The organism is Myxococcales bacterium, assembly GCA_016699535.1.
In the GTDB taxonomy this organism is placed as follows: Bacteria; Myxococcota_A; Polyangia; order Polyangiales.
Map to the genome: position 1 here is coordinate 2,043,570 of CP064980.1, position 17,315 is coordinate 2,060,884.

18 protein-coding genes and 1 pseudogene are annotated in these 17,315 nt (G+C 51.1%); 6 read left to right on the plus strand and 13 right to left on the minus strand.

Annotated features, from left to right (window positions below):
• Positions 1-3: 3 nt before the first annotated feature.
• On the minus strand, positions 4-438 hold the full coding sequence (gene rplM / locus IPJ88_09755; protein QQR88546.1) for a 50S ribosomal protein L13: 435 nt from the start codon (positions 436-438) through the stop codon (positions 4-6).
• A 238-nt stretch (positions 439-676) separates the two neighbouring features.
• Here rplM and IPJ88_09760 point away from each other — a divergent pair, with 238 nt between their 5' ends.
• Both IPJ88_09760 and IPJ88_09765 read left to right on the plus strand, forming a co-directional pair.
• Positions 677-1,216, plus strand: a complete 540-nt coding sequence (locus IPJ88_09760) for a hypothetical protein (protein QQR88547.1) — start codon at positions 677-679, stop codon at positions 1,214-1,216.
• Between the two features lie 299 nt (positions 1,217-1,515).
• Complete coding sequence (locus IPJ88_09765) at positions 1,516-4,008, plus strand: 1-acyl-sn-glycerol-3-phosphate acyltransferase (protein ID QQR88548.1); 2,493 nt, start codon at positions 1,516-1,518, stop codon at positions 4,006-4,008.
• 474 nt (positions 4,009-4,482) lie between these two features.
• Here the strand turns inward: IPJ88_09765 and IPJ88_09770 are convergent, their stop codons facing one another.
• Both IPJ88_09770 and rplC read right to left on the minus strand, forming a co-directional pair.
• Entirely contained in the window at positions 4,483-5,094 is a 612-nt protein-coding gene (locus IPJ88_09770) for an RlmE family RNA methyltransferase (GenBank protein QQR88549.1), read from the minus strand.
• Between the two features lie 6 nt (positions 5,095-5,100).
• Positions 5,101-5,768: pseudogene (rplC, locus tag IPJ88_09775) on the minus strand (50S ribosomal protein L3).
• On the opposite strand from rplC, the gene IPJ88_09780 reads away from it, so the two are divergent.
• A complete protein-coding gene (locus IPJ88_09780) occupies positions 5,759-5,986 on the plus strand; it encodes a hypothetical protein (GenBank protein QQR88550.1) in 228 nt (75 codons plus the stop codon). The pseudogene rplC and the gene IPJ88_09780 sit on opposite strands and share 10 nt — an antisense overlap.
• A gap of 257 nt (positions 5,987-6,243) precedes the next feature.
• On the opposite strand, the gene IPJ88_09785 is transcribed toward IPJ88_09780, so the two are convergent.
• The 4 genes from IPJ88_09785 to IPJ88_09800 form a co-directional block, all read right to left on the minus strand.
• A complete protein-coding gene (locus IPJ88_09785; GenBank protein QQR88551.1) occupies positions 6,244-7,053 on the minus strand; it encodes a TatD family hydrolase in 810 nt (269 codons plus the stop codon).
• A gap of 1 nt (position 7,054) precedes the next feature.
• The gene (metG, locus tag IPJ88_09790) at positions 7,055-9,055 is read right to left on the minus strand and encodes a methionine--tRNA ligase (GenBank protein QQR88552.1); all 2,001 of its coding nucleotides are present in this window, start codon (positions 9,053-9,055) and stop codon (positions 7,055-7,057) included.
• A gap of 12 nt (positions 9,056-9,067) precedes the next feature.
• Positions 9,068-10,132 carry a hypothetical protein gene (locus IPJ88_09795; protein ID QQR88553.1) on the minus strand — a complete coding sequence of 355 codons (1,065 nt, stop codon included), beginning with the start codon at positions 10,130-10,132 and terminating at the stop codon, positions 9,068-9,070.
• 111 nt (positions 10,133-10,243) lie between these two features.
• The gene (locus tag IPJ88_09800) at positions 10,244-10,723 is read right to left on the minus strand and encodes a TetR/AcrR family transcriptional regulator (protein ID QQR88554.1); all 480 of its coding nucleotides are present in this window, start codon (positions 10,721-10,723) and stop codon (positions 10,244-10,246) included.
• A 121-nt stretch (positions 10,724-10,844) separates the two neighbouring features.
• Between IPJ88_09800 and mazG the strand changes: the two genes are divergently transcribed.
• Entirely contained in the window at positions 10,845-11,642 is a 798-nt protein-coding gene (gene mazG, locus IPJ88_09805; protein QQR88555.1) for a nucleoside triphosphate pyrophosphohydrolase, read from the plus strand.
• Positions 11,643-11,656: 14 nt separating this feature from the next.
• Here the strand turns inward: mazG and IPJ88_09810 are convergent, their stop codons facing one another.
• Both IPJ88_09810 and IPJ88_09815 read right to left on the minus strand, forming a co-directional pair.
• Complete coding sequence (locus IPJ88_09810) at positions 11,657-12,397, minus strand: hypothetical protein (protein ID QQR92086.1); 741 nt, start codon at positions 12,395-12,397, stop codon at positions 11,657-11,659.
• 15 nt (positions 12,398-12,412) lie between these two features.
• The gene (locus IPJ88_09815) at positions 12,413-13,591 is read right to left on the minus strand and encodes a hypothetical protein (protein ID QQR88556.1); all 1,179 of its coding nucleotides are present in this window, start codon (positions 13,589-13,591) and stop codon (positions 12,413-12,415) included.
• Positions 13,592-13,933: 342 nt separating this feature from the next.
• Between IPJ88_09815 and IPJ88_09820 the strand changes: the two genes are divergently transcribed.
• Positions 13,934-14,161 carry a hypothetical protein gene (locus IPJ88_09820; GenBank protein QQR88557.1) on the plus strand — a complete coding sequence of 76 codons (228 nt, stop codon included), beginning with the start codon at positions 13,934-13,936 and terminating at the stop codon, positions 14,159-14,161.
• Between the two features lie 18 nt (positions 14,162-14,179).
• On the plus strand, positions 14,180-14,854 hold the full coding sequence (locus IPJ88_09825) for a spermidine synthase (GenBank protein QQR88558.1): 675 nt from the start codon (positions 14,180-14,182) through the stop codon (positions 14,852-14,854).
• Here the strand turns inward: IPJ88_09825 and IPJ88_09830 are convergent.
• From IPJ88_09830 to IPJ88_09845, 4 genes are read right to left on the minus strand one after another with little or no spacing between them, the layout of a single operon-like run.
• Entirely contained in the window at positions 14,851-15,264 is a 414-nt protein-coding gene (locus IPJ88_09830) for a hypothetical protein (GenBank protein ID QQR88559.1), read from the minus strand. The two genes, IPJ88_09825 and IPJ88_09830, sit on opposite strands and share 4 nt — an antisense overlap.
• A 30-nt stretch (positions 15,265-15,294) precedes the next feature.
• A complete protein-coding gene (gene genX / locus IPJ88_09835; protein QQR88560.1) occupies positions 15,295-16,257 on the minus strand; it encodes an EF-P lysine aminoacylase GenX in 963 nt (320 codons plus the stop codon).
• The gene (efp, locus tag IPJ88_09840; protein QQR88561.1) at positions 16,244-16,807 is read right to left on the minus strand and encodes an elongation factor P; all 564 of its coding nucleotides are present in this window, start codon (positions 16,805-16,807) and stop codon (positions 16,244-16,246) included. Before efp ends, genX begins: the two co-directional genes overlap by 14 nt.
• A 14-nt stretch (positions 16,808-16,821) precedes the next feature.
• Complete coding sequence (locus IPJ88_09845) at positions 16,822-17,247, minus strand: hypothetical protein (GenBank protein QQR88562.1); 426 nt, start codon at positions 17,245-17,247, stop codon at positions 16,822-16,824.
• Positions 17,248-17,315 lie beyond the last annotated feature (68 nt).

Genomic DNA, 17,315 nt, shown 5'->3' on the forward strand with positions numbered 1-17,315 from the left:
GGTTTAAGCATTTCCTTTCCAGTTTTCTGGCTTCTGAGCGGCATGAGGATGTTCTGCGCCCGCATAGACTTTAAGTTTACCGTGCATTTTTTCACCGATGTGATTTTTAGGAAGCATACCGCGCACAGCTTTTTCAATGACGAATGCAGGCTTGCGTGCACGCAGTTGCCGGTAAGGTTCGGCATGGAAGCCTCCGGGAATACCGGAGTGCTTGTAGTACATTTTGCCATCAAGTTTGTTGCCGGTAAGTTTTACTTTTTCCGCGTTGATGACAACAACGAAATCACCCGTATCGACGTGGGGCGTGAAAATGGCTTTGTGTTTGCCACGAAGGATGGTTGCGATTTGAGATGCCAAACGGCCAAGCGGTTGTTCGTTCGCGTCCATAACGAACCATTTGGGCTCTTGTTCTTCTTGTTTTGCGATGTAGCTTTTCACGGCTTCCTCTACGTCTAAGGGAATTCGCCACTTTAGACGGCTAAAGCATGATTTCCCTGGATAGGCGGCGGAGCATGGCCTCCATTGCCCATGCTGTCAAGCCACAGCTCGCTAAAAAAGGGGCTTTTGGCCTTGATATGAAGGGTGTGAATAGAGCGCTCTCGCCGGCGTCTAAAAAGCATAGTATGGTTGAAACAGTAATAAAATCAGCTGTTTTTAGCCCGGGAAGAGAAAAGGCATGACTAGTACCTCAAAATTTGCGCTGTTTTTCACGGTTTATGCGGCTTTAGCTGCTAGTTCAACCGCATTCGCACAAAACACTGGCAAGGTGGAGTGCACGATCCTAGAGAACGCTAGTGCAGCGTCTGGGACGATCGAGCTAAAGGGTTCAGATGGTGAGCTTATTTCAGGTTCCTGTGGTGGACCTGTGTCGGCTCCGGCTGGAAAGTACAGTGTTGAGCTTAGACTTGATGGCGCATTGGACCACCCTAAGAAAACGAGCACTGTGGAGGTTAAATCAGGCGAAACTTCACAATTAAAGGCAGATTTTTCGACGGGTATTCTCCAAATTCAGGCCCAAGAGGGGGAACGACGGGTCGCAGCGATGGCCACGGTGTACCGAGGCTCGAGCCGGGTTGGTAGCCTTGGAATGGGCGTTACAGCGCATTTAAGCACCGGAAGCTATGATGTGGTGGTTCGCTACCGGAGCAAAGAAAAGCGATTTTCGGGGGTGACCTTATCCGCTCAACAAAAACGGGTCCTCAACGCTGCTTTTTAGTTCTTTGCTGAGCTTTTCTTGAGCTAATCTCGGTGATTGTTTGCTGGCGGCTCCTCATATGGGTCTGGCCCACCTTGCCATTGTGCTTTTGGCTGAGAAATTCGGCTCCCAGACGGGCTTTCGTTCAACTCTATCGAAAAGCCCTTGAGGCAACGCTGTTACTTGAGATGGGTCTCTGGTAGTTTCCGCCCATTGTGAGCCCTGAGAAACCCCGGTTTTCATCGCTGCCACCACAGCAACCCTACGAGCCGCATCCATTTTTACGATGGGTGTATCGGCGGTTTTTTAGTCATATCCACGTGGATGAGCGTTGGAGCGGAAGTGTTAGTGATGCAGCGGCACGCGGCTTAGTCGTTTACGTGATGCGGTCAATTTCGTGGCTTGATTTTCTGTGTCTCGATTTTCTATTGAAGCGTTACGGGCTCCCACTTGTTCATTTTGCCAATGATTTAGGGCTTTGGATTCTTGAACCTTTCGGAAAAGGGGAGAGACGGTTGAGTCTTCGTCGCCAAGTGCCGGAAGAAAATGCTCTACGTAAGACCTTACAGGATAAGGCGAGTGCGCTTTTGTTCTTGAGACGTCCACCAAGTCTAGCTGCGAAAGCTCGGCGTGGTGAGACTCCAAACGAAGATCTCATCAAGGTGCTGGTGGCTGAGCAACGGGCGAGTGAGCAACCGATTCTTCTGGTCCCGCAAACCTTTGTTTGGACTAAGCTGCCGCCCAACCGTCAACGCGGTTTGCTCGACATGCTCTTCGGTCCAAGCGAGTGGCCTGGCCGGTTGCGTGTGCTAACTCAGTTTATTTTAAACTATCGCAACGTTTTGCTTCGTTCAGGAAAGCCCTTTGACTTATCCGCGTTTGTTGAAGCGCATCGTGATCTTAGTGACGAACGTATTGCTGAGAAGATACGCTATGCCCTGCTGCGTCGTTTAGAACGAGAGCGAACTTTGGTTCTTGGTCCTATCAAAAAGGGACCCGCGCGTTTACGTGACGAGATTTTGCGAAGTCCTCGCGTGCGCAAGCATATGCAATCGGCGATGCGTACGACAGGAAAAGCCTTGGCAGCAATTCAAAAAGAGGCCAGCCGAGATCTAAAGAAGCTTATTGCAGCGCCAAGTTCCACTGTTTTGGCGATGTTGCATCGCATGTGCGAATGGGTTTGGCACAAGATCTACGATGGGTTGGTCGTGGATAAAGAGGGGCTTGCGAAGGTAAGGGAAGCGGCGCGGCAGGGCACCTTGGTGTTTTTGCCAAGCCATAAAAGCCACATGGACTATATCGTGCTTGACGATGTCCTCTACGCTAACGCCATCCTTCCGCCTTTGGTTGCAGCGGGTGATAACCTGAGCTTTTGGCCTATCGGACCGATTTTACGTCGCGCTGGAGCATTTTTCATTCGTCGCTCGTTTCGCGGTAGCAAGCTTTATAGCGCGTTGGTGGATGCCTATATTCGTAAGATCATTGTTGAAGGTTTTAACTTGGAGTTCTTCATTGAAGGTGGTCGGTCACGCACAGGCAAGTTGCTTATGCCTAAGTTTGGCCTGCTCTCGATGGTCGTGGATGCAATTGTAACGCTTAGAAATAAAAAGGTGTTTTTTGTTCCGATATATATTGGCTACGAGCGCATTATTGAGGAAGAGAGCTACCAGCATGAAGTGAGTGGCGGGGAGAAGCGCAAAGAGAATTTTAGTGAGTTTTTGAAAAGCACGCGTGTACTGCGCTCGCGTTATGGGAGACTTTACGTCGAGTTTGGGCAGATTTTAGATTTTGATCAGGTTGCGCAACAGTACAAACTAAAGCGCAACCCGGAACTTCCGCAAAGTGTATCGCCACGGGATCTCAGCCCATCGATGCGTCGGGCGCTTGTCCAGCATCTTGCTCATCGAGTGGCTTACGAGATTAATAATGTTACTGTGCTTACTCCGGCTTCGCTTGTAGCGTTGGCTTTGTTGCTCCATGAAAAGCGAGGTATCCACTATTCTGAAGTGTTGCGGCTTTGCGACACGCTCCTTGTGTTACTACGCGAAAAAGGTGTGCGTTTATCCGAGCCCCTGGAAGATGAGCAGGGCAAACTTCGCGACGATGCTGTTGCTGGGGCGCTTTCGCTTTTTGTCGACAGCCGCTTGGTGACGCAGCATGGCGATAGCGAAGATCCAATTTTGAGTGTGCCTGAAGAGCGCCGGGTGGCCCTTGAATATTACAAGAATAATATTTTGCACTTTTTTGTGCCCCGAGCGCTCAACGCCGTTGCTCTGTTGGCTGGAGGCAAGACCGAGGTTGACGCTGCCAAGTTGAAAGATCGTGTGCTCAACCTTTCGAAGTTTTTTAAACATGAATTCATTTTTCGTGTGGGTGTTAGCTTCGAGACGGCTTTTGAAGAAGAGCTTCGCGGGATGATTGATCGCGGCGAGTTTCAGAGAAAAGGGGACATGCTAGTGATAGGCGAAGGCGAAGCAGCAGCCCGGTTGTCTTTATATGCTTCGATGATTCGGAGTTATTTAGAGAGCTATTTTCTTGCTGTACGGGCTTCGCAGTTTTTAATCAAAGGGCCGATGACCCATAAAGAGTGGTCAAAAAGAGCTCTGGCGATGGGGCAACGCATGTATTTGTCGGGAGAGATTCAACGTCGAGAATCGCTTTCAAGGCCAAACCTGGACAACGCACTTAAAGCGATGCGTGACCATCACCTCGTGGCTCTGGAGTCCTCGAACGAGATCAACCCAGGCAAGTTTCTTAAAAGCATGCAGGACGTTCAAAAATCCGAACAATACATCAAAAAATTCATTATCTAGGCGACTTATTGATACCGAGGGTAGGGTCAGGGCGAAGGGTTGTACTTAGGAGCCTTCAAGACTGCGTACTGCGGAAGGCTCGGAGCTTCTGTACTCCCCATGTATCAGCAGAGCGCCACGTGCAGACGCTCCTAAGTACAACCCTTCGCCCTGACCTAAACCAGCAAACGTCGCACAGTTTTCAAGACCCAATCGATCATGAAATGTCTTCACTGATGATACGGTCGTGATGTGTTCGAATATGAAGTGTGATTTTATGTCAGGGTCATTCTGAGCCGTAGCGTTAGCGGTCTTGTTGGCTTGGAATAGGGGTGCTCATCTGGAGTGTCTGCATGTGGCGCATTAGTGATCGTGTGGGATCAAGTGAGGTCTAAGGCATCCGCAGTGGTTGGTCTTGAAGGCTCCAGATGAGCACCCCTATTCCAAGCAATCGTTTTGCAGGACACGATCTTCTAATAGAAGTTATCTAGGGAATTAGGCTGTTGTTGTTTTTAAGCCTTGGCCGTAGAGGAAGACTTCTACGCTTTCTTTGCGGACGGCTTCGGGGCGGATCACCCGGGTTTTTTTAAAAGTTTTTTTCACCTGATCGTAACACGAGTCAAAATCGGGTCCTTGAAAGATTTTGGCAACAAAACGTCCTTCGGGATTTAACATGGTTTTGGCCAACTCGAGCGCGTGAAGCACTAGTTCTACGCTGCGAAAATGATCGAGTTGCTTAGTGCCTGTTGTCGATGGTGCCATGTCGCTCATCACAACGTCATAGCCTTCTGGGCAAGCCATCTCAGCGCTATCAATTTTGTAAATATCGCCTTGAATAAAATGAAGGTTTTTCAGTGGCGGCAAGCTTAGAGTGTTAAGATCAATCGCCAGGATTTTTCCTTGCTGGCCGAGTTTCCTTGAAGCGTACAGGCTCCATGAACCTGGTGCGGCGCCCAAGTCTAGAACATGTTTTGCAGACTTAAATAGAGCGGTGCGGCGGTCAATCTCTTCAAGCTTAAACACCGAGCGAGCCGGATAACCCAGCGCCTTGGCTTTTAGCGCAAAGTGGTCTTGCTCCCGGCCTCCGCTTTTGCGTTTTTTTGCCAACTCGGCTTAGTTTTTATTGTCAGCGCGACGTGGTTTGACCGTGCTACGGACGGTGACAACGCCTCCACGAGGGCCTGGTACTGCGCCTTTGACAAGGACGAGTTGCTCGTCATCAAGCACTTTTTCGATGCTGAGTCGAAGCATGGTGACGCGCTCGTTGCCGTATTGGCCGGCCATTTTCACGTTCGGGAAAGTACGGCCAGGCGTCATGTTGGCGCCAATTGAACCACCGTGTCGGCGGTATTCATGGGTACCATGAGTGTCTGTTGCAGCTCCGGAGAAATTCCAGCGCTTCATAACGCCGGTAAAGCCTCGGCCAATGCTGGTTCCCGAGACGTCGACGAACTGACCTGCTTCAAATATCTCCGAGGGCTTGAGTGTTTGGCCGACTTCGTATTTGGCGACGGTTTCCTCGGAGAGCCGAAACTCACGAATGATACGAGGAGCTTTGATCCCAGCCTTTTGAAAAAGCCCTCTTGGGCTTTGTTGATAAGCTTTTCGCGCTTGCTGCCGAAGCCTAAAATTAGGGCCGAATAGCCGTCACGCTCGGTGGTTCGCTTTCCCACGACAACGCAGGGTCCAATTTGGATGGCGGTGACGCGTCCAACGCTTCCGTCTTCGCGAAAAATCTGTGTATTTCCTAGCTTTTTTGCCGATAAGGCCCATGTTAGTATTCATGGTGGTGCTCCTGATGAAGCGCGGAGCATACGAGAGTTGCAGCAAAGGTCAAGCACGAGACCTCACTATTGTGGTGTTTCTGCTGCATTTGCGCCTCGGCAACGAAAAAACGGGTCTGACCCCTTTTGGCGAGGTGGCATGTGATTTGCATCGGAGACTATACAATAATGTGTACATCCAAACGGGCTACGGCCCTGTTTTTCCTTTTTGTTAGGCCTTTAGGGCTAGTTAGCGGCGCTCCAGCGTTGGACGGACCATGAGGCTTTTTCTACCCAAGGGGCCTATTTGGACCTCGTCGAATTACCCAGCAGCCTGATTGTTGGCCGTTGTGAGCGTGGGGTACTGGCCTTTTATGCAGGGGGACTTCGCGATGAAGCGATCGTATCGAGCTCCCAGGACTGTATTTCCAGGCAGAACGTCTAGCTTGGTGATGAACTACAGCCGCGCGAAACCAGTGGAATTGAGCGAATACTAAGCCGGAAGCGCATCGAAGCCATAGAGTTTTTCGGCGTTTCGTGTGCTTAGCTCGCGGATGCGCTCGAGGCTTTGACCGCGTAGTTCGGCAATTTTTTTTGCCGTGTGTACAAGCAAGCTGGGTTCGTTGCGTTTGCCGCGTTTGGGTATGGGGGCCAGAAACGGTGCATCGGTTTCAATCAAAAGCGCATCGTCGGGCTGCGCCGCGGCCGCCAGTTGTATTTCAATGGCTGTTTTGAAGGTGACGATGCCGCTGAAGGAGGACACAAAGCCCAAATCCAGCGCGCGCCGCGCAAAGACGGTATCTTCACTGAAGCAATGAATCACGCCACCAATCTCAGAGGCCTTTTCTTCTTTGAGAATGCGAATCGTGTCGTCGGCTGCGTTGCGTGTGTGCACGATGATCGGTTTTTTCAGTGTCTTACCAAGTGCAATGAACTGGCGAAACACCTCTTGCTGCACCTCGTGGGGCGAATGCGAGTAGTGATAGTCAAGACCGGTCTCGCCAATGGCGACTACCTGCTTTTTTGTGGCCAGCGCTTGTAGGCTATCGAGGGTACTTTGCTGAACGTTTTTGGCATCGTGGGGATGGATCCCCACCGAGGCGACGATGTGATTTGGATACCGTTCGCTAAGAGCTATAGCGGCTTGGGCCGAGCGCAGATCCTCACCAGCGCCAATCGTGCACATCTTTAGAACACCTGCATCAAAGCTGCGTTGAAGCACGTCATCGATATCGCTTTCAAAGGAATCGAAATCGAGATGGCAATGTGAATCGAAAAAATAGCCTTGGCTGGCACTGGGCAATTTAACTTACCTTACTTCCGATGACGAGATCTTTGTCGACACCGAGCACGGACAGCCCCTCGGCATCGCTTGCTGCAAGCACCATGCCTTGAGATTCCAGGCCCATCATTTTACGAGGTGGAAGGTTAGCAACAATCGTGAGTTTTTTTCCGATGAGTTGTTCTGGCTCGTAGTGTTTGCCGATTCCAGCGAGGATTTGCCGAGGTTTGCTTTCACCAATATCGATTTGCAGCTTAAGGAGCTTGTCGCTCTTGGGTATGCGTTCTGCTTCTTTGACCTCGCCAATTCGTAACTCGACCTTGAAGAAATCATCGATACTTATGTGCCCTTCGGTCATGGCTTTATCCTTTTTATCTTTCTTGCTGGACGTTTTGGTGCTTGGCTTTGCTGGCGCTTCGACGTCGAGCACGCCCAGACGTCTTAGGATTTGTTTTTCCTGGTCTTTGTCGATGCGCGCAAAAAGCGCTGTGCCGCCTTTGGTTTGTGTGCCGGCAAGCAGGGCACCCCAAGCGTTTGGCCACAAGTCGACGTCCTCCGTTGGCATGATGGGCGCCAGTCCGAGTTGGGCGCGTAGCTCGCTGCTTTTGTTTGGCATGATGGGCCAGATCATGACACTAAGCCAACGCAGAGCTTCCATGGTGGTGTAACAGACCTCAGCCAGACGTTGTTTGTCTCCCGTTTTAGCCAGGGTCCATGGTGCGGTCTGATCCACGTAACGGTTGGCTGATGCGACAAGTTCCCAAATGGTATCAAGCGCGCGATTGGGCGCGATTGCATCCAGATGACAAGCGGCTTGTTCGCTGCAGCGGTGAGCGGTTTGGATAAGCTCCTTGTCGATATCCTGAAGCGTGCTTGGATCCACATGCGGTACCTTGGCATTGAGATGGTTTGTGACAATACCACCGACGATGCGCTGCAATAGATTGCCAAGCCCGTTGGAGAGCTCGCCGTTGTAGCGCGCAAAGAGGCTTGCGTGACTGAAATCACCGTCTTGGCCGAAGCCAACATCGCGCATCAGGTAGTAACGAAGTACGTCCGATCCAAAAGCAGCTACCATGGGCTCTGGCGACAGAAAGTTACCGAGGCTTTTGGACATCTTCTCACCGTTTACGGTCAGCCATCCATGGGCCCAAACCTGGGTGGGGGGCTCAAGCCCTGCACTCATGAGAAAGGCTGGCCAGAAGACAGCATGAAAACGCAGTATGTCCTTGCCGACAATGTGTATGGTCTCGCTCTTGGGTGGCCAGAACTTATCAAAGAGCGGAGCTTGCTCTTCGCCTTCGGTAGGAGCACCTAGCGCGCTGATGTAGTTCGTGAGCGCGTCAAACCAAACATACATGACGTGCGCAGAGTTCGCTGGCACTGGTATGCCCCAACGGAAACTTGTTCTGGAAATAGACAGGTCACGCAAACCTTCTTTGACGAAGCTTTTTACTTCGTTGAAGCGGCCTTCGGGTTTTACAAAATTGGGGTGTGCCTCGTAAAAATCAAGAAGCTTTTGCGTGTATTCACTAAGTTTGAAAAAATAGCTTTCTTCTTTAATGCGTTCGACTGGTTTTTTGTGATCGGGGCATAAGCGGTCGGGGAGCAATTCTTTTTCCGTGTAGAAACGCTCGCATCCCACGCAGTACCAGTCTTCGTAGTTGTCTAGGTAAATGTCGCCGTTTGCATCGACGCGTTTCCAAAGCGCCTGGACACGTTTGCGGTGACGGGCTTCGGTCGTGCGAATAAAATCGTCGTAATGACAGTCGAGCATATCCCACGCTTCTTGGAAGGGTGGGGCCATCCGGTTGACGAACTCCTGTGGTTCAAGACCGTCTTCTTTGGCACGCCGTTCGATCTTGAGACCGTGCTCATCAAGGCCCGTCAAAAAGCGGGTGGGCCTGCCTCGTAAGCGCTGATATCGAGCGATGACGTCGGTGGCCACTGTCGAGTAAGTCGTCCCAAGGTGGGGCTTGTCGTTGACGTAATAAATGGGTGTGGTGATGTAAAAAGGCTTCACGGCGGGCAAGCTTTAGCACGTCTGCGCAAGTTCAAAAAGCATGGCTTCAAGGGTAAGTTGCGGGGTGGCGAGTTTTTCAAGGGCACGATGCGTTTTGCGAATAATCGAAAGCCGGATTAAAGCCTTGTCGCTATAAGGCTCGCGCTGCGCTAGCGCACGCTCGACTGGCAGGCTGGATGGAGGTTCAGCCACGGATGGCAGTTGAGCTGCTAGTCGCGCAGGGACATTCAGGCCTTGGACGGCCTGGTCACGGTACAGCCAGGCAAGGGTTTGAAGTTTGATAAGTTTTTTCTCGTCGGCCGCTAAACTTTCAGCAAGATCAAAGAGCTCTGCCGGATCTTTCTTCTCGAGAGCGCGATCGATGGCTAGGGTATCTTCGATTAAATGCTCAAGAGCTGGCTCTGCTGCCAAGCTAAGCGCTCGGTCTGCCTGACCATTGCATAGAGCGATGGCCAATTGGCGTCTGGGTTGCGGTGTGTTGTGTTCTTCTAAAATGCTTTCGATCACCTCATGGGGCAGGGGCCGAAAGCGCAAGCGCTGGCAGCGTGACCGTATGGTCGATAGCAGTGCTGCAGGGCGCTCGCTCAAGAGAATAAAATGAAGGTTGTTTTTGGGTTCTTCCAAGGTCTTGAGCAAAGCATTCGCTGCTTCGGCTTGGTGTGAAGGAAAAGCTTTTTCTACTTCGGTGAAGATGACAAAGGCTGCGCGTCCTTCAAAAGGGGCGAAACGCGTAAAAGGTAAAATCTCCTCACGGATCAACTCGACTTTGACATTGCCGCTGCCCTCGGCCCGGGGCTCTACAATCCGTAGATCCGGATGGTTTCCCTCGATGGCTCGCAGACATGCCTTGCACTGCCCGCAAGCATCCTTTGTTTTTTCCGTGCAAAAAAAGCTTTGCGCAAGAGCGATTGCGGCCATTTTTTTTGCCAACGCCACTGGGCCCTTCAAAGAGGTAGCTGTGTGCCAGATGGTCGTTTTGTAAAGCGTGCTCGAGAGTTCGTAGCGCGGCGTTTTGAGCCTTGATGGTGCGAAATGCGTGCATAAAACGAAGTTCTTAGGGTTCGGGCAGGGTCTCATCCAGTTCAAACATACTGGCCGCTACCATTTCAAGTGCTTCGATAACCTCTGTGTTGTCTAAAGCGTCGGGCTCGACGAAACTTTGCATGACCAAACCATCAAGTAATCCATTTAATAGGCGAGGCAGAAGGAAAGAGGGACTTTAGGTTTGAGTCCCAAGGCCTTGATGTGCGGCGCAAGATGTTCGGTGACCTGACTGGCTGCTAAACGATAGTAGCCTGCAAGTTTCGGTCGTAAGGATGGGTCGTGCAGACTTTGCGCGAGCAAATCGGCCACGACCGCCGCCTCATCGCTGCGTCCTGCGCGAACATGCCACAGTTCATGCAACGCAGCGCGCACTGATTCCAGGGCATCGCCACCTTGATCCCAAGCTTCTTGGGTACGCTTTTGAACAACGGTGCAAGCATGTTCCAGGACCTCGGAGATCAGGGCTTCTTTGGTCGGAAAGTGGTAGTGCACAGCGCCTTTGGACATGCCGGCTTCTTTGGCGATATCAAGCAAGCTGGTGTGCGCATAACCCTGCCGCGCGATAACGTGGGTTGCCGCTTCGACGATGTGGGTGATGCTTTGTTCGGATTTGCGTGAAGCCATCTCGAGAGCCAACCTGCCGAGTCCTGTATTTTTCGTCAAGGCAGAAACGGAGGCTTCATCACTTTTAGGGCGCATTTTGAGATGTGATTACAGGGAAACACCAATATGATAGGTGTTTGCCATGGAAAAAGATGGAAAAGGTCAGAACTTTCCGGAACTGGTATCGGTGATGCAACGGCTTCTTGCGCCTGATGGCTGTCCTTGGGATCGGGAGCAAAGCTTCAAAAGCTTGCGCGCTTATGTGATCGAAGAAGCTTATGAAGTGGTTGAGGCAATCGAGCATGAAAACTTTGAGGCTCTGTGTGAGGAGCTTGGTGATTTGCTGTTGCAAGTTGTGTTTCAAGCGGAGCTTGCCAGGGCCGCAGGATATTTTGGTCCCGATGATGTGATTCAAGGCATTTGCGATAAACTGCTACGTCGTCATCCGCATGTTTTTGGTGATGCTGAAGCCAAAGACGAAAAAGAAGCGCTCGAGCACTGGGAAGCTCTCAAAGCTCAAGAAAAGAAAAACCGCGGTCGGCTTGATGGCGTTCCTCAGAACTTACCAGCGCTGCTACGCGCCTATCGTGTGGGCGAGAAAGCCTCAAGTGTTGGCTACGACTGGAAAGATACGGGCGGCATCCGGGCTAAGATAACTGAAGAGTTAGCGGAGCTCGATCAGGCTATTGAAGATGATGATAGCAATGCTATCGAGCATGAACTTGGGGATGTTCTGTTTGCGCTTTGCAGTTTGGGACGTCATAGAAAAATTGATCCTGAAGTTGCGTTGCGCGGAACCTTGGATCGTTTTGCTAAACGCTTTGCGTGGGTTGAGCAAGAAGCTAAACGCAGCGGTAAAGCGATCGAGCGCTTAAGCGATTCGCAACGCGATGCGCTGTGGCAAAGTGCCAAGATGGCAAGCGATGAAGCAGGGAGCTAGTTCTTTATAAAGCGCTAGTTGCAGACGGGGGCTTGTGGGGGAGGTTGATCAGGCATGAGCAGACAACATGCCCAGTTGTTGCATTGCGGACCGTTAACGATACCGAGATCGGTAAAGCCGGGATCACAACTGGGCGCACAGGCATAATGTTGGGGAATATCTTCCGGGCAGACTGCGCCATAGCCAAAACCACCGTCGCCGGTATAGCCCTCGCAAATCAGGTATTCGTTAATACGGCATGCGCAGCTTGGATCATTTCGGCCATCGCAGTTTTGCTCTGCTTGAGCTTTGCAATCAACGGGTTCATCAATCGGTCCTGGGTCGGGATCCGGTAGTGGATCCGGATCAGGGTTGGTACCGGGATCTGTTGGATCGGTTCCAGGATCAATGGGCTCATAGCTTGGCCATCCCCAGTCAAATGCGGACGATGAACTGCCGTCGCTTTGACATTGCTCTGAAGCTTCAACACATTGTGGGGCGCCATTGATGCAAAATTTTTCAAACATGGGACAACCGTTTTCGTAGGTATCGCCCGAGCAATTGAGTTCTTGTCCAGGCAACCAATCTTGCACGTTGTCATCGGTATATCCGTTTCCGTCGTCATCGATACCATTGCAAATTTCAACATCGGAACTGCCTTGCCTTACGGTCTGTACGTCTGCAATCTCTAGGCAGCCGCTCAATGTGCTAAAGCCGATAAGAATTCCCACATGGAGAAGCCGGTGCTTGTTTAGGGCTCGTTTGTGTGGAGACATGGCCATCGTGGATGATTATGGGTTGCCAAATAAATCTTTTGGTACGCTCGTTGCACACTCGTAGGTGTTTTTGCCGTTGGTTGGGAAGATGCTGCAGATACCGGTTCCCTTTGCTTCATAGTTAAAACGAAGCGTCATCAATCCAGTTTCCAGCGAACTTAGAGTGTAAGTCCAAAAGTAACGCGAGCTAACAAAGCTTGAGTTGTCATTGTTGAAAGTTGCCGTTGGGGTTCCCGCGCCCTCTAAATCAAGTTCGATGCATCCAAGTGGATCATCATGTTCGACAACGACGGTCACTTCACCTTGAACTGCATCGATATCGGTGACGGTGAAGTTACTGCAATCACCGATGTCAGCAAGGGGACCTTGTGTGCCAAGATCTGACGTGCCGGTTGATGTAGCGGATTCTTTTTCGAGTTCTGGAGCAAGCCCTTGGAGTTCGAGAAGTCTATGCATAGCATCAACGATCTCGTCATCGGAAAAGTTAGGATGCGTGATATGGACCGCGGTAATAGAAGTGCTCATTAACTCACCTGCACGTTCTGGGGTTTTGAGCACCTGTAAAAAGACATCGATGTCGGTTGGTGTCCCGCTAAACGCATCGAGATGCACATGCTGGCCAATATAGGGTTGTTCCGTCATGGTTCCAATGACCTGTCCTGCGCGTACACTATCGCCGCTTTGAACCAAAAGCTCGTCTATGTGAACAATGTTGACGACGATGTCGAATCCCTTGGATAGGCTCGTTGGGTCTTCAAGCTCGATTCGATCGCAAGCGATGGTCGTATAGTTTTTTGAGAGCAAGCTTGATAATGGAGTCTGTGGCGAAACATCTTGAGGATCAGTTGCGTTAATCCAGTAGTCCGATGTCCCCGCGCTTAGAACTGTTCCTGTGCAAACTGAAACGACTTCAACACCCTGAACACGGCCAAGATCAATGGCGCGTTCGTGCGGGCTGCCAAGCTCGTGTCCAGTCTCTGCGACAACTCCAATCTCGGGCACCTTTTGCCAAAACCGTGTGGGAATGGCGGAATCAACGGGGTACTTAAGAAGTGCAATCGTTTCGTTGTCCCCAGTGTTATTTTCAGAAGATTGGTTCTGATAATCTTGATCGCCTTGCTCCCCAATGCCCACTGCTGCACAGGCATGTAGGATAAGGGTGGACATGGCTAAAGTGTAAGATAGTGCTTTCATGTTTTCTGTCCTCACACAGAAAACGAAGCAATTTTGATGCCAAGTGCTGTTTAGCTCTTTCGCATTGAAAAACGCATCATTTCAGTCCAATGCCTGTAAGGCATTGACTACTTTGCGGTACACAGAGTAGGGTAGATAGATCGCGTGTTGGCGACTATTCACCCCGGAAGTGATATCGCAGTGCTGCCCTAAAATACCGACTGGATGCAGCAGCCTTGATAGCAGTACTCGCCGGCGCCGCATGCTCCTGTTGCCGAGCAAGCTGTGCCGCCGTTGCAAGTTGGCTGACTGTTACACTCAGGAGGCAAATCGCTTTCGGTTTTGCCTAAGCAGAGCTCACACGTGCCGCAGTCGTTACCGCATGCGGTTGATTTTGTGCAAGTGGGACAGATGTCCGTGTCGCCATCACAAGGGTGGTTTTGTCAATCGTCGGAACTGGCGATTGGCAATGCAGGGCGAGGTGGCATCTTGGGCACTGGCGAACTCAACAATACGACAGGATGCGGCTTTTTTGAGCTCTCTTGTTTTCAATACCTTGTAGGATGGAGCCATGGCCTCGAAGTCACATGAACAGTGCATGGTGATCGTATGAAACCGCGTCGCGTGATCGATACGACCAGCACGCCGGATGGCGCCACCTTGCAGCTTGTCTGGGAACGTGGACACTACGTGATTCGCATCTCCGGTGTGACGCTCATGTCGAGTGAAATGCATGGCTCTGAAGAGGCCATGGCCGCTGCTGCTGCTGAGCTTCTTGGTGATAGAGCGAAGTCAGCCAAAGTTTTGGTTGGGGGGTTGGGCATGGGTTTTACCTTGCGCGCCGCGCTCGATGCGTTTGGAAAAGGTGCGCGCATCACAGTTGCAGAACTTATCCCGGCCGTGGTGGCCTACAATCGAGGTGTGCTAGGACCTTTGGCCGAAAGGCCACTCGCTGATAAACGCGTTACGCTTTATCACGGAGATGTTCGTGATGCATTACGTGTAGCGCCCTGGGATGCCATCTTGATGGATGTTGACAATGGACCGGACGCTTTTACCACCACTACCAATGAAAGCCTTTACGATTGGTTGGGGGTTAAAGCCATGGCCGAAGCTCTTGCTCCAGGAGGCGTGCTCGTGCTTTGGTCGGTCGAAGCGAACTCTTCTTTTGAAAAAAGCCTCAAACGAGCAGGCCTAAAAAGTGAGTCCCGCCGCGTCCGAGCGCGCTTGGGCGCCAAGGGTGCACGACATACTTTGTTCATTGCACAACGAATTTCGTTCTAGCGGCGTCTAGCTTCCTGATGGAGGCACACAGGCTTTTTGCCAGAGCTGGGCTCGCCGCCCACCCACTCGATGTTGGCGCTGCAGTTGGATTCATTATCAAGGCTGCGGTTTTCGTTGCACTCTGCTTTATCGACACAAATGCGAAAGCAGTAGTTCGATGAGCCTGAAATGCCATCGCTATGTTTAACGCACGCTGAAGCATCCGGGCAATCGTCATGGGAAAGGCAATCCCGAAGGCCGCAGTAGCCGCCTTTAAATTCTGTAAGGCAGATCTGTTCATCCAGGGTGCATTGGTCACTTGTCGTGCATTCCGCGCCCACGCCTAGCAAATCAGCCTCTGTGTCATCATCATCGCATGACAACGACAGAGTACAAACAAACAACATTCCAACAAGACAAAGGCGCGACATGAATCCCTCCGAGATTAAATCTCGGTCATACTACGCGCGTTCGGCTGAAAATGCCAAAACGTCTTGCAACGAGTCTGCATTGCAAAAAAGCATGATTAATCGGTCTAGGCCAAGGGCATTGCCTGCGCAGGGGGGGAGGCCATGCTCCAATGCTGCCAAGAATTTTTCATCAAGCGGGTAGGGAGCTTTGCCGAGTTGTTTTCTTTTTGCTTGCTCCTCAAGGCAACGTTGACGTTGAGCCTTTGCATCCGTGAGTTCACCATAGGCATTGCAAAGTTCGATACCGGCAATGTAGGCCTCGGCGCGCTCGGCGACTGCTGGGTTGCTTTCCTTTAGTTTTGCAAGTGAAGCCATCGATGCGGGGTAGTCGACCAAAAAGCAAGGACGCTCGTGTCCAAGTTGGGGTTCGACTTGCTCAATGAGCACCCGATAAAACTGCTCTTCATCTTCTGCTGCCAAGCGTAGGGCGTCGTGCCTTGCATACTTGGCAAAGGCTTCTTGGACGCTGATGCGTGGCCAAGGTGGACTAAGATCAAAGCGTTTGTCTTTCCACGTCAGCGTTGTGCTCCCTTGTAGACGTTGGTGGATGCTGGCGATGAGCCTTTCGGTTTCCTTCAAAACATCATCAAGCGTGCTCTGCGTTCGGTACCATTCCAACATGCAAAACTCAGGTTCGTGCAGGCTGCCAAGCTCTTCTGCACGAAAACAGTGTGCGACTTGGTAGATGCGATCAAAGCCTGCGCTTAGCAGCCGCTTCATTTGGTATTCTGGGCTGGTGCATAAGAAGCGTTTGTTTTTAGCGGCTTCTACTACAAAAGCATCCAGGTGCACCTCTGTTCCGGGGCTCGGAACCATGCTTGGGGTTTGCACTTCCAGATAGTCTTGCTCACTATACCAAGTGCGCAAGCCTGGAATTCGCGCACGAGTCTCAATGTGTTTTCGGCGTTTTCCGTTTTGCTCGGAAAACCATGTGCGGTCGTTACTTTTTAACACGCTCGACGTATTGGCCGTTGCGTGTATCGACTTTGATCGTCTCGCCCTCGGTAACAAATAGCGGCACGTTTACGGTAAGGCCGGTTTCCATAATGGCTGGTTTGGTTGCGCCTGTGGCGGTATCACCTTTGAAGCCCGGATCCGTTTGCGTGATTTGTAGTTCGGCGAAGTTAGGGAGGGTGACACCGATGGCTTTGCCGTCAAAAAGCAAAACATCCACCATCGTACCATCCAATAAGTATCCTTTGGCGTCGACCATTTGTTCTTCCATGATCTGGATTTGATCGTAGGTCCCAGTGTCCATGAACACATAGTTGTCGCCTTCCTTATAAAGGAACTGCATTTGGCGTTCTTCAAGGTCGGCTTTTTCAAGTTTCTCGCCCGACTTGTAAGTTTTTTCGATCACGTTTCCGTTGATCATGTTTTTCATTTTTGTACGCGTAAAGGCTTGGCCTTTACCGGGTTTAACGAATTGAAAATCGACCACCACGTAGGGAGTTCCGTCAATCTGGATTTTTAGGCCTTTTTTAACGTCGGAGGTTTCGTACATGCTTATCTTGCCTTCTAGTTAGAGATTGATGTTTTAAAAATGAGCGTCTCACCAGGCTTTGAGACCATGTCGGAGGGCTCTGCGGTTACCATGACTTGGAAATGATGCATAGGGGTTGCTGCCATGAGGAAGCCGTGACGCTTGGTTTCGTCGAATTCCAGGGCCCCAGCGCGCTGGATCTCGTTGCTGTTCTGGATGAACCACACCATAAAAGTATTGAGATCTTTGCCAAGCTGGTCAGGCTTGGGCAGGCTATATAGCTTCATGATGATAAGCTGATTTCCGCCCTCGAGGGATTCGCTTTGGACCGACCCACTGAGTTTCGGTGCTAATTTCGTACCTTTTGCTGATATTTGCCCACCCGAAGCACAGGCGCTGAGCACTAAAACAGCCGGTAGAAACAAGGCATAGGTAAGATGAGGTAGGCAAGAGACTTTCATGACGGTGTTTTCTAGGGCTCGGGCATGGCGTCGTCAAGCGGGCTGGCATATTATGAGCTGTGTCCATG